This window comes from Cognaticolwellia beringensis (assembly GCF_002076895.1).
Classification (GTDB): Bacteria; Pseudomonadota; Gammaproteobacteria; order Enterobacterales; family Alteromonadaceae; genus Cognaticolwellia; species Cognaticolwellia beringensis.
The window spans coordinates 115,713-129,151 of the sequence record NZ_CP020465.1; the positions used below are offsets into that span (position 1 = coordinate 115,713).

Sequence of the window (13,439 nt, forward strand, 5' to 3'; positions counted from 1 at the left end):
AAGCTCCCTGCTCTAGTCTTAAAACTGAAAACTGAAAACTGAAAGCTTAAAACTCTAACTTCTAACTTCTAACTTCTAACAAATCCCTTTTAATTCAAATTATCTTGCCACAAAGTGAAATCAAAATGATTTACGCTAAACGCTTAAAGTTAACTACTTTACGTTGAACATTATTTTTTAGTCTACTCTTTAGTGCAAGCCTATTTACCACATCACCTTGATAGCCTATGTACATAGGTTAAGCCGCTTTGCTTATCTCTATTACTGTGTATTGTCTTTCATCATTAAACTTTATGAGTAATTGTACTACAGTGGTTATTAGTGTGGATTTTTTGCCTCAGGTGATGTGTTTACATGCGGTTGCTGGTTATAAATTAGTCGCTGTGTTTACAACCGTGTATTCATTTGTTACATTACATCTGAAATTATAAATTGGTAAGACCATTTTACCAAGCTTTTTTAAAAAAGTTCGACGCAATTTAGTTAACTTAGGTCGAAAATATTTGAGTCATAAAGGGTTTTAAATGTCGATTCCGAGTATTGAAAAGCCGGTAAAGCAAGCTAAGTTGTCAGATATTATTTTGGCTCAGCTTGAGACTATGATCTTAGAAGGTAGTTTGAAGCCCGGGCAAAAGTTACCGGCAGAGCGAGAGCTGGCGAAACAGTTCGATGTGTCTCGACCTTCATTACGTGAAGCCATTCAAAAGTTAGAAGCAAAAAATTTAGTCACGCGTCGCCAAGGTGGCGGAACCTTTGTAAGTGATAAAATTTTGGGTGGCCTGTCAGACCCACTATTTGCCTTAATGGCCAATAGTAATGAATCACAATTTGATTTATTAGAGTTTCGTCATGGTATTGAGGGGATGTCGGCTTACTATGCAGCGATGCGCGGTACACAAGCTGATTTTGATGAAATTCAGCGCAAGCATGACAACATTGGCACGGCTCAACTTGAAGATAGTTACCGCCTTGAAGCTGAAGCGGTATTCGAATTTTATATCGCAATATGCGCGGCTAGTCACAATGCGGTTATTTTGCATTTAGCCAATAGTATGGCGCCGTTGTTGATTGACAACATTGAGAAAAATTTAACAACTTTGGCTAAGCGACCCGACGTGTTTGGCCAAATATCTGATTATCGCACGCGTTTGATGAGTGCGATTGTCAGTGGTAAACCCCAAATTGCTTGGGGAGCTAGCCATCGACATTTAGCTTTCATTGAAGAAGTGCTATTAAAAATGTCACAGGAAAATAGTCGTATGGAACGTTCTATACGCAGAATGAAACGACCGAAAGTTGATACCAATTAACTCAATGAATTATCGATTATTCATAATTTATTAATTAAAACGGTATTGGTATAAAAATTAAAACGAGTTAAGGATATTTGCTTAAAAGCAGCTATCTTTAAACAACGAAATTTACTTAACAAACAACAAATGGAGACTAAGTAATTATGTCTGAGCTCCCAAATCAAGATATTGATTCAATGGAAACCCAAGAATGGTTGGAATCAATGGAGTCTGTGCTAGAAAAAGAAGGGCCAGAACGTGCTCATTTTCTACTTGAAAAATTAATCGATAGAGCCCGTCGTAGCGGTACGCATTTACCTTTTGACGCCAAAACTGCTTATGTAAATACTATTCCACCAGGGTTAGAGCCGCATATGCCGGCTGACCAAACGATAGAGTCACGCATTCGTGCTGCTATTCGTTGGAATGCTTTAGTGTTGGTATTACGCGCGTCTAAAAAAGATTTAGAGCTTGGTGGCCATATTGGTAGCTTTGCTTCTTCATCTACTTTATATGATGTTGGTTTCAACCACTTCTTTAAAGCTTCATCTGAAAAAGATGGCGGCGACTTTATTTTTGCTCAAGGTCATATTTCTCCGGGTATTTATGCTCGTGCCTTTATGGAAGGCAGATTAACGGAAGAGCAAATGAACAACTTCCGTCAAGAATGTGATGGTAAAGGTTTGTCTTCATACCCGCATCCACATTTAATGCCAGACTTTTGGCAGTTCCCTACTGTTTCTATGGGCTTAGGTCCATTACAAGCTATTTATACTGCACGTTTCCTTAAGTATCTTACTGACCGCGGTATTAAAGACTGTTCAGGCCAACGTGTTTATTGTTTCCTAGGTGATGGTGAAACTGATGAGCCAGAATCGTTAGGTGCTATCGGCCTAGCAACGCGTGAAGGTTTAGATAACTTAACATTTGTTATCAACTGTAATTTACAGCGTTTAGATGGTCCTGTTCGTGGTAATGGTAAAATTATTCAAGAACTTGAAGGGACATTCCGCGGCGCAGGCTGGGAAGTGGTGAAAGTTATTTGGGGTTCTTACTGGGATTCATTAATTGCCCGTGATACTTCGGGTAAATTACTACAGCTAATGAACGAAACAGTTGATGGTGAATACCAAAACTGTAAAGCCAAAGGCGGTAAGTACACGCGCGAAAACTTCTTTAACAAGTACCCTGAAACTGCAGCGCTAGTCGCGAATATGTCTGATCAAGATATTTGGCGTTTAAATCGTGGTGGTCATGATCCTGTTAAAGTTTACGCCGCTTATGAAAAAGCGATGAACACTAAAGGTCGTCCAACCGTTATTCTTGCTAAAACTGTTAAAGGTTTCGGTTTAGGTGCTTCAGGCGAAGCTTTAAACATTGCCCATAACGTTAAGAAGATGGATGTTGATTCGCTTAAACATTACCGTAATCGTTTTAATATTCCGGTAAGCGATGAAGAAATTGCTGACTTACCTTTCTTCAAGTTCCCAGAAGATAGCGAAGAATACAAGTATATGAAAGCACGTCGTGAAGCATTAGGTGGTTCATTACCTGCGCGTCGCCAACAAGCGGAAGAGTCACTTGATATTCCAGCATTAAAAATATTTGAGCCAATATTAAAAGGTTCAGGTGAGCGTGAAGTTTCATCAACAATGACTTTTGTTCGTGTGCTAAACAGCTTACTAAAAGATAAGAAAATCGGTAAGCGTATCGTTCCTATTATTCCTGACGAAGCGCGTACTTTTGGTATGGAAGGTTTATTCCGCCAAGTGGGTATTTATGCCAGCGAAGGTCAAAAATATGTTCCACAAGATGCTGACCAAGTTGCTTATTACCGCGAAGATAAAAAAGGACAAGTATTACAAGAAGGTATTAATGAACTAGGTGCTATGGCGTCTTGGGTTGCTTCTGGTACGTCTTATTCAACGTGTAACGCCACGACAATTCCATTCTACATCTACTATTCAATGTTTGGTTTCCAACGTGTTGGTGATTTAGCATGGGCAGCGGCAGATAGTCAAGCACGTGGTTTCTTATTAGGTGCTACTGCTGGTAGAACTACGCTTAATGGTGAAGGTTTACAACATCAAGATGGTCATTCACATGTGCAAGCGGGCTTAATCCCTAATTGTGTGACTTATGATCCAACTTACGGTTATGAAATTGCCGTTATTGTGCGTGAAGGTTTACGCCGTATGTATGAAGAAAATGAAAACATCTTCTTCTACTTAACCTTGATGAATGAAAACTATCAACATCCAGCAATACCAGAAAATAAGACTGTTGAAGACGAAATTATTAAAGGTATTTATCAACTTGAGCGCGTTGAAGCTAAAAAAGCTAAAGCCAACGTACAATTAATGGGCTCAGGTACTATTTTACAAAAAGTTCGTCAAGCGGCACAAATTTTGTCAGCTGATTACGGTGTATCAAGTGACGTTTATTCTGTTACTTCATTCAACGAACTGGCACGTGAAGGACAAGAAGTAACGCGCTGGAACATGTTACACCCTGAAAGCAAGCAAAAAACAGCTTATCTTTCTAAGGTAATTACTAGCGACAAAGGCCCAGCCATTGCAGCAACTGATTACATTAAAAACTATTCTGACCAAGTGCGTGCTTATATCAACACTGAGTATCGCGTATTAGGTACTGACGGTTTTGGCCGCAGTGATAGCCGCGATAACTTGCGTCAACATTTTGAAGTTGATCAAAACTACATTGTTGTTGCTGCGCTTTATGAATTGGCAAACCGTGGTGAGATTAAAAGCAAAGTGGTCAGTGAAGCGATTAAACGCTTTAACATTGATGCTGAAAAAATTAATCCGCTTTACGCGTAACTAAGACTAGATAAGGAATTAAAAAATGTCTGATATTGAAAAAATTCTAGTCCCAGATGTCGGTGGCGATGAAGTAGAAGTTATCGAGATTTGTTTTGCGGTAGGCGACAGTTTAGAAGCTGACGAAGGTATTATTACCGTTGAAACGGATAAAGCATCAATGGATATTCCAGCGCCATTTGCTGGTGAACTTATTGCCCTTTCAGTTAAAGTTGGCGATAAGATCAAAGAAGGTGATGTTATTGCTGAAATGAAAGGCGCTGGCGCTGCTGCTGAAGATAGCACAGAAGCACCAGTTGCAGCCGAGTCAGAAGAAAAAGCTGAACCAGAAGCTAAGCCTGAAGCACCGGCAGCAGAAAAAACGCCAAGTGCTGCTGCAAGTAGTGAAGTTATTGAAATAGCTGTGCCTGATATTGGTGAAGATGGCGAAGTTGACGTTATCGAAGTACTAGTTGCAGTAGGTGATGTGATAGAAGCTGAAGATGGCTTGATCACGTTAGAAACTGATAAAGCTACTATGGATGTGCCGTCACCTCATGCTGGTACGGTTAAAGAAGTGCTCATTAATACCGGTGATAAAGTTAAGCAAGGCTCTATTGTGATTAAGCTTGAAACTTCATCAAGTGCAGCTGAACAAGCACCTGCAGCTGAAGAAGCGCCTGCTGCACAAGCTCCTGCTGCTGAGAAATCAGCGCCTGCGGCGGCTGCAAGCAGTGAAGTTATCGAAATAGCGGTACCTGATATTGGCGAAGATGGCGAAGTTGACGTTATTGATGTGCTAGTTGCTGTGGGCGATGTTATTGAAGCTGAAGATGGTTTAATCACGTTAGAAACAGATAAAGCCACTATGGATGTGCCATCGTCACATGCCGGAACGGTAAAAGAAGTGTTAATCAGTACGGGCGATAAAGTTAAGCAAGGCTCAATTGTTATCAAGCTTGAAACGTCGTCTGGTGCTCCTGCTCAGGAAGAAACTCCTGCGCCTGCTTCAGCGCCAGCAAAGGCTGCTAGCCAAGCACCAGCGCCAGCAGCTAAAAAGGCAGCACCTGTGCCGCATCATCCGCAAATTGGTTTAACCAATGCCGATGCTATTTATACTTCACCTTCTATTCGACGCATTGCGCGCGAATTTGGGGTTGATTTAACATTAGTCAAAGGTACTGGACGTAAAGGCCGTATTTTAAAAGAAGATGTGCAGTCGTATGTTAAATATGAATTGTCTCGTCCGAAAGCTAATGCTGGTAGTTCAGTAGCCGCTGGAGAAGGTGGTTTACAAGTTGTTAGCGCTAAGCAAATTGATTTCTCAAAGTTTGGTGAAGTTGAAACGAAAGCACTGACACGCATTCAGAAAATATCGGGTCCATTCTTACATCGTAACTGGGTCACTATCCCACATGTTACGCAGTTTGATGAAGCCGATATCACTAATGTGGAAGCCTTCCGTAAAGAACAAAATGTTATTTGTGAAAAGCAAAAGCTTGGTTTTAAAATTACGCCATTAGTGTTTATTTTAAAAGCCGCAGCAGATGCATTGCGTACCTTTCCAACCTTTAACTCTAGCTTGAGTGAAGATGGTGAAAGCTTAATTCTGAAAAAGTATATTCACATTGGTGTTGCGGTTGATACACCTAATGGTTTAGTTGTACCGGTAGTGCGTGATGTTGATCAAAAAGGTATTCACCAGTTATCGCGTGAATTACTTGAAATTAGCATAAAAGCACGTGACGGCAAGTTAAAAGCAACGGATATGCAAGGCGGTTGTTTTACTATTTCTAGCCTGGGTGGTATTGGCGGTACAGCATTCACGCCGATTGTTAATGCTCCAGAAGTGGCGATTTTAGGTGTTTCTAAATCAGAAATGAAACCTAAATGGAATGGACAAGATTTTGAACCTAAGTTAATGTTACCGTTATCTATGTCCTACGACCATCGTGTAATTGACGGCGCACTAGCGGCACGCTTTACTGTACATCTGGCAGGTGTCATGAGTGATATTAGAAAACTCATTCTATAATTGCCAAATGGCAGATATAAAACAGTAATATGACACAAAGTTGGTAAAGTGAAAGTAATCGGTTAATTTTCGCTTTTACCAACTTTTTGCTAATAATTACTGATTTAAAGATAGCGATTCTGGTGCGGTTTAAGTAAAATCGTCGCCAAGTAAGATATAATCAAATGCTGAAATATTAATGGTTAACGCTTTTAATTTTACTCAGCAAATATAGGCTGGCAAAACCAGCAATAAATACATCAATTTTGAGGTTAGCATGAGTAACGATATTAAAACTCAAGTAGTAGTTTTAGGTGCGGGTCCTGGTGGCTATTCAGCAGCATTTCGCGCAGCAGATTTAGGTTTAGACGTAATATTAGTTGAAAGCCGTGAAACGCTTGGTGGCGTTTGTTTGAATGTGGGTTGTATCCCTTCAAAAGCACTTTTACACGTAGCTAAAGTTATTGACGATGCAGCAGCAATGGCTTCTCATGGTGTTACTTTTGGCGCTCCTAAAATTGATTTAGACAAAATTCGTGGCTGGAAAGAAGACGTTATTAGTCAATTAACCGGTGGTTTAGGCGGAATGGCTAAAGCACGTAAAGTTAAAACAGTATTTGGTTACGGTAAATTCACTTCAGATAAAACCATTGAAGTAGAAGGCGCTGACGGTAAAACAACCATTACTTTTGACAACGCGATTATTGCTGCTGGTTCATCAGTAGTTGATTTACCTTTCATTCCAACTGAAGACCCACGTGTAATCGATTCAACGGGCGCTTTAGAGCTTCAAGACATACCAAAAGAAATGTTAGTACTTGGTGGCGGCATTATTGGTTTAGAAATGGGCACGGTATATCGCGCGTTAGGCTCAAATGTTTCAGTTGTTGAGTTTGCTGACCAATTAGTGCCAGCGGCTGATAAAGATATTGTTAAAGTTTACACTAACTATAACAAGAAAAAATTCAACATTATGTTGTCAACAAAAGTCGTTGCCGTTGAAGCCAAAGACGATGGTTTATATGTTACTTTTGAAGGCAAAAATGCCCCTGAAGGACAAGTACGCTACGACAAAATTTTAGTTGCTGTTGGTCGTAAGCCAAACGGTCACTTAGTTGCTGCAGATAAAGCTGGTGTTAATGTTGATGAGCGTGGCTTTATTAACGTAACAAATGAGCTTCGCACTAACGTTAATCACATTTTCGCTATTGGTGATGTTGTGGGTCAACCTATGCTTGCTCATAAAGCGGTACATGAAGCACATTGTGCTGCTGAAGTGATTTCTGGTAAGAAACATACTTTTGAACCACGTTGTATTCCTTCAATTGCTTATACTGATCCAGAAATGGCTTGGGTAGGTGTTACAGAACGTGAAGCGAAAGAGCAAGGTTTGAACATTGAAGTGGCTAACTTCCCTTGGGCTGCTTCTGGTCGTGCAATTGCTTCTGCGCGTACTGAAGGTAAAACTAAGATGATCTTCGAAAAAGAAACTGGCCGTGTATTAGGTGGTGCTATTGTGGGTATCAACGCCGGCGAAATGCTTGGTGAAGTTTGTTTAGCCGTTGAAATGGGCGCAGATGCTGAAGACATAGGTCTTACTATTCATGCTCACCCAACGTTAAATGAATCAATCGGTATGGCTGCAGAGATTTTTGAAGGCACCATTACTGATATGCCAAACGCTAAAGCCGTTAAAAAGAAAAAATAATTTCGTTTTAACTTGGCGCTAACTCAGCGTTTAAGCACTTCAATTAAAAAGCCAGCGACTATGCTGGCTTTTTTGTGTCCAAATGGTGTATAAATATATTGTTAAATTAACAAATAAATAACAATAGCTTGGATGCAAATTATGAAGAAAATACTACCAGTAATCTTATTAAGTCTCATTAGCTGTTTAGGGTATGCCAAAACACCGGCATTAAATTATGAGCAGTTCGGCAATTTGCCTATGATTCAGTACCCTAGTGTTTCACCTAATGGTGAGCATATTGCGGCAATATATAATGCTCCAGATGGTCCTAGTATCGTTATTAGTGCATTTGGTTCAGCAGAAGTATCGACCATAGTGCAACTTAAAAAGAGTCAAGATCGTATAGAGGGTATATCGTGGGTTAACTCCACCCGATTGCTTATTACCGCAAGTTACTCAGAAAGTATAGGGAATAAACGGTTTAGACGTGACCGAATTTTTTCAGTAGACACTGATGGTACTGATCTCGTTGAACTTAAGACTAAAATGCCACCGAGTGCGGCGTCTTGGGAAAAAAGGAGAGCGGCTAGCTTGAGTGTGGTGTCATTATTAAAAGATGATAAAAAGCATGTGTTATTACAGACATATGATTACAGAGATGAAGTACAAGCGGTATATAAAGTCAATGTTTATGAAAATGATTTTGACAAGCTATTTGTCAATAAATTCAATGTTCATACATGGATAACCAACGATAAAGGACAAGTGCTATTTGGCTATGGCACCGAGAAAAGTAAGAAGGTCACGGATGTAAATACCATCTGGCACAGAAAAAACGAACAGTCAGAATGGGAACTTCTTCATAAACAAAAGGCTTACAGTGGTGAAACTTTTACGCCTGTTATGGTTGAGAACGATAAATTACTTGTTTTAACTGATTATAAGACTCGCCGACAAGCATTGTGGTCATATGATATTCAAGCGGGTAAGTTTATCGAGAAGTTGTACGGGCATGATAAATATGACATTGCTGACGTCATTTATAACCCTGATCGAAGCCGTGTTATCGGTGTGTACTATTACGATGATTATTTACGTCAACACTTCTTTCAAAATGAAGATAATAATATAGCGCTGTTAGTGAAAAATAGCTTTAAAGGTTACCAAGCTACTGTTTATAGTCGAAGTGAAGATAAAACTAAAATGTTGGTGTATGCGACGAAAGATAATAGTCCGCAAAAGTTTTTTTGGTTAGATATAAAAAACAAAAAAGGGGGCTTGTGGTTTAGCACATATCCATTTTTAGAAGGGCAGCCAATGCCCAATGTATTACCAATAACCTTTAATGCTGATGACGGTGAGGAAATTACTGGTTATTTGACCTTACCAGTTACCGCTGACAATAATAAAAAACCACCACTTGTGGTTTGGCCGCATGGTGGGCCTATTGGCATAAGGGACTATCAAACATTTGACCCGTACGTACAATTTTTCGCAAGCCAAGGCTATGCCGTATTGCAAGTAAATTACCGAGGCTCAGGAGGATTTGGTACAAACTTTCAAGCTTCAGGTCATCATGAGTGGGGCAAGCGCATGCAGCAAGATGTGTATAATGGCTTTGATTGGTTGAAATCAAAAAATCTTGTGAATACGGATAAGACTTGTTTTGCCGGTTATAGCTATGGTGGATATGCGGCCTTGACAGCAGCATTTCAAAAACCAGAGCAATATAGCTGTGTTGTTAGTATTGCAGGTATTAGTGATTTATTGACTCTGGCCGAAAAAGACTATAGATGGCAAGGGAATCTTCGTGCGCACATTGTAAATACTATTGGCGACCCAACAGATGAAAGTATCGCTGGAGAATTAGAACGTTTGTCAGCGACTAATAATATGGATAAAATTAAAGCGCCAATTTTATTGATGCATGGTCGTTATGATACACAGGTGCGTGTTGAGCAGTCTGCCGATTTTTATGATAAGGCAAAATCTGCAGGTTTAGATGTTGATTATGTGGAGTTTAAATATGGCACGCATTATTTAGATGAAGCTGATAATCGACTTGAGGCATTCAAACAGCTTAGTGAATTCCTTGAAGAACATTTGAAGTAATCCCTTTAAAACTTTATAGCTTGTAAAGCCAGCAACTCTGCTGGCTTTTTTGTATCTGTTGGCTATAGCCATAAAGATGTTGCACGACTATACTGTATGTAACTGAGACGCTCAATTTAACCTTGATTTATAAGGAAATTATAATAATGAAAAATTCAATTTACTTATTGTTAGCTTTAGCCCTAACGGGATGTGCAAACAATGTAGAGACGCCTAACGGTGCATCACAATGGGATTTCGATCATCAAGTTCAGTTTAAACAAACCGATTTAAAAGACGGTAAGCATCACCTACAAGTTATCGCAAAACAAAGTACAGAATTTAGTAAACTAGCGACTTTTTTAATGCGTCAGTCATTACGTATTTGTAAAAGTTATGGTTTTAAGATTGAAGTGCTAGAAGGCGTTGAACGCTTTGATGATAAATTGTCATTTCCAAATATGATCATGCCGTCGTTATCAGCCAATATTGAATGTCCTATTTCGCAGTAGGAATATAAAGTTTTAACACCGTTATTTACGGTGAGTATTCTGGGTAATAAAAGCGAGGCAATAAAAAAGGTTACTTAAATTAAGTAACCTTTTTTGATTTTACTTTTCACTGCTCTGGTTCAGTTAACAAGAAGTGCAATGAACCTAGCTAACGTCCACAAAGAGCATTAGCTAGGCAGATAGACAAAAGCTTATACCATTTTAATTGGTACGTACTTAGTCGTCATTTCTTCTGTAGGTGGAGCAAATCGAGTTAAATCGATACCTTCTACAGCTGCTTTGTACTCTTCAATGGTCGGGAAACGACCCAGTACAGATGAAAGTACAACTAAAGGTGTTGAACCTAGTAATGATTCACCTTTTTTCTCTGCGGTATCTGCTACAACACGACCTTGGAATAAGCGTGTAGATGTTGCGATAACCGTATCACCTGGTTCAGCTTTCTCTTGGTTACCCATACATAAGTTACAGCCTGGGCGTTCAAGGTACATGATGTTTTCGTACTTAGTACGAGCAGCGCCTTTCGGGTTTGCATCATCAAATTCAAAACCAGAATACTTACGTAAAATATCCCAATCGCCTTCAGCTTTAAGCTCATCAACAATGTTGTAAGTCGGTGGAGCTACAACTAATGGCGCTTTAAATTCAACCTTGCCGCTTTGCTTTTCAATGTTGCGTAACATTTGAGCGATGATTTGCATGTCACCTTTGTGAACCATACAAGAGCCAACAAATGCTAGATCTACAGGCTTACCATTGTAGAATGATACTGGACGAATAACATCATGCGTATAACGCTTAGATGCATCATCGTTGTTTACATCAGGGTCAGCAATCATTGGTTGGTCGATAACATCTAAATCGATTACAACTTCTGCGTAGTATTTAGCATTGTCATCTGGTGCTAATGCTGGATTAGTGCCTGATTTAACTTCTTCAATACGTTTATCAGCTAATGCGATTAATCCGTTAAGAGTGCCAGCTTCGTTTTCCATCCCTTTAGCGATCATGATTTGGATACGACTCTTAGCAAGCTCAATTGATTGGACTAATGTTTCATCATTTGAAATACAGATTGAAGCTTTTGCTTTCATTTCTGCAGACCAATCGGTAAATGTGAATGCTTGGTCAGCTAATAAAGTACCAATATGTACTTCGATTATGCGACCTTGGAATACATTCTCACCACCAAATTGCTTCAGCATTTGTGCTTGCGTTGCATGTACAACATCACGGAAATCCATGTGACCTTGCATAGTGCCTTTAAAGGTTACTTTTACTGACTCTGGAATTGGCATAGCCGATTCACCCGTAGCAAGAGCAACTGCAACAGTACCTGAGTCGGCACCAAATGCTACACCTTTAGACATACGCGTATGAGAGTCACCACCAATAATGATAGCGCGATCATCGATGGTAATATCATTCAATACTTTATGAATTACGTCAGTCATTGCGTGGTAAACCCCTTTAGGATCACGCGCAGTGATTAGACCAAACTTGTTCATAAAGCTCATTAATTTAGGAATGTTTGCTTTAGCTTTGCTGTCCCATACTGATGCTGTATGACAACCAGACTGGTATGCACCATCAACTAACGGTGAAATAGTAGAAGCAGCCATCGCTTCTAGCTCTTGGCATGTCATAGGGCCAGTAGTATCTTGCGAACCAACAATGTTTACTCTAACGCGAACATCTGAACCTGCGTGAAGATCGGTTTCAGAAAGAACACCAACTGCATTTCTGTTGAATATTTTTTCAACGGCAGTAAGGCCTTGACCTTCATGTGAAATCTCTTTCGAAGCAGCATAAACAAGTTTAGTTGGTACACCTAAAGCTTCAGAGGCAAAAGTTTGTAATTTTTTACCAAATACAACCGCGTAAGAGCCACCTGCTTTCATGAATTCCACTTTTTGTGGAGTGAAAGCTGAAGAGATGTCTGCTAGCTCTTTATCACCGTTTAATAACTTCTTCGCTTTAGTATCAATCGTTAACACAGTGCCGGTAGCAACTGAATATGCTTCTTCTAATACGGCATCGCCATTCTCGTCTACAACTGTGTTACCGTTTGCATCGACTTTCTTAACCCAGTTTTTAAGATCAAGACCAATACCACCAGTTACATCAACAGTCGTTAAGAAGATTGGCGAAATACCGTTAGTACCAGCAACAACAGGTGCAATGTTTATAAAAGGTACATAAGGACTTGCTTGTTTACCTGCCCAAAGTGCAACGTTGTTAACACCCGACATACGTGATGAGCCTACACCCATAGTACCTTTTTCAGCGATAAGCATAACTTTCGCTTCAGGGTGCTTAGCTTGTAGTGCTTGAATTTCTTCTTGCGCTTCTGGCGTGATCATACACTTACCGTGTAATTCACGGTCAGCACGTGAGTGAGCTTGGTGACCAGGAGATAGTAAGTCAGTTGAGATATCACCTTCACCTGCGATGTAAGTTACTACGTCAATTTTTTCAGCGATATCAGGAAGTTTAGTGAAAAACTCTGCATTAGCGTAACTTTCAAGAATATCTTTTGCGATAGCGTTGCCCGCTTTATAAGCCGCTTCAAGACGTGCTGTATCTGCGTCGTATAAGAAAACTTGCGTTTTCAATATTTCTGCTGCGGTTGTTGCAACTGAAGCATCGTCAGATAAGGCTAAATCTAGAAGAACTTCAATCGAAGGACCGCCTTTCATGTGTGACAATAGCTCAAAAGCAAACGTTGGCGTAATTTCAGCAACAGCATATTCACCTAAAATAATTTCTTTTAGGAATTTAGCTTTTTCACCAGCTGCACTGGTAGTGCCTGGTAAGGTGTTGTAAATGAAGAAATTAAGTGAATCGGCTCTGTGTTGATTACCTTGATCTTTAATTTGCTCAATAATTTCAGCTAGTAAATCAGCGCTATCAATTGGCTTAGGTGCTAAGCCTAGCTCATTCTTACGATTTTTAATTTCTGCTATATATTCTAAATACAGGCTCATTTGATTCCCTCTTTGACTAAATATACTAGTAATA

General features: G+C 39.8%; 7 protein-coding genes. 6 read left to right on the top strand and 1 reads right to left on the bottom strand.

The window, feature by feature from the left end; translation table 11 throughout:
* Positions 1-539: 539 nt before the first annotated feature.
* From pdhR to B5D82_RS00535, 6 genes are all read left to right on the top strand, one after another.
* Positions 540-1,310 (top strand): pyruvate dehydrogenase complex transcriptional repressor PdhR, encoded by a 771-nt coding sequence (pdhR, locus tag B5D82_RS00510; protein WP_094122841.1) that lies wholly within the window; start codon positions 540-542, stop codon positions 1,308-1,310.
* Positions 1,311-1,456: 146 nt separating this feature from the next.
* Positions 1,457-4,132: a pyruvate dehydrogenase (acetyl-transferring), homodimeric type gene (gene aceE / locus B5D82_RS00515; protein ID WP_081148352.1), complete on the top strand. Its 2,676-nt coding sequence runs from the start codon at positions 1,457-1,459 to the stop codon at positions 4,130-4,132.
* A gap of 25 nt (positions 4,133-4,157) precedes the next feature.
* On the top strand, positions 4,158-6,146 hold the full coding sequence (gene aceF, locus B5D82_RS00520) for a pyruvate dehydrogenase complex dihydrolipoyllysine-residue acetyltransferase (protein WP_081148354.1): 1,989 nt from the start codon (positions 4,158-4,160) through the stop codon (positions 6,144-6,146).
* A 256-nt stretch (positions 6,147-6,402) separates the two neighbouring features.
* The gene (lpdA, locus tag B5D82_RS00525; protein ID WP_081148356.1) at positions 6,403-7,833 is read left to right on the top strand and encodes a dihydrolipoyl dehydrogenase; all 1,431 of its coding nucleotides are present in this window, start codon (positions 6,403-6,405) and stop codon (positions 7,831-7,833) included.
* Between the two features lie 141 nt (positions 7,834-7,974).
* The gene (locus B5D82_RS00530) at positions 7,975-9,927 is read left to right on the top strand and encodes an alpha/beta hydrolase family protein (protein ID WP_157673813.1); all 1,953 of its coding nucleotides are present in this window, start codon (positions 7,975-7,977) and stop codon (positions 9,925-9,927) included.
* A 146-nt stretch (positions 9,928-10,073) separates the two neighbouring features.
* Positions 10,074-10,418 (top strand): hypothetical protein, encoded by a 345-nt coding sequence (locus B5D82_RS00535; RefSeq protein WP_081148360.1) that lies wholly within the window; start codon positions 10,074-10,076, stop codon positions 10,416-10,418.
* Positions 10,419-10,609: 191 nt separating this feature from the next.
* Here the strand turns inward: B5D82_RS00535 and B5D82_RS00540 are convergent, their stop codons facing one another.
* A complete protein-coding gene (locus B5D82_RS00540) occupies positions 10,610-13,405 on the bottom strand; it encodes a bifunctional aconitate hydratase 2/2-methylisocitrate dehydratase (protein WP_081148363.1) in 2,796 nt (931 codons plus the stop codon).
* Positions 13,406-13,439: the final 34 nt, after the last annotated feature.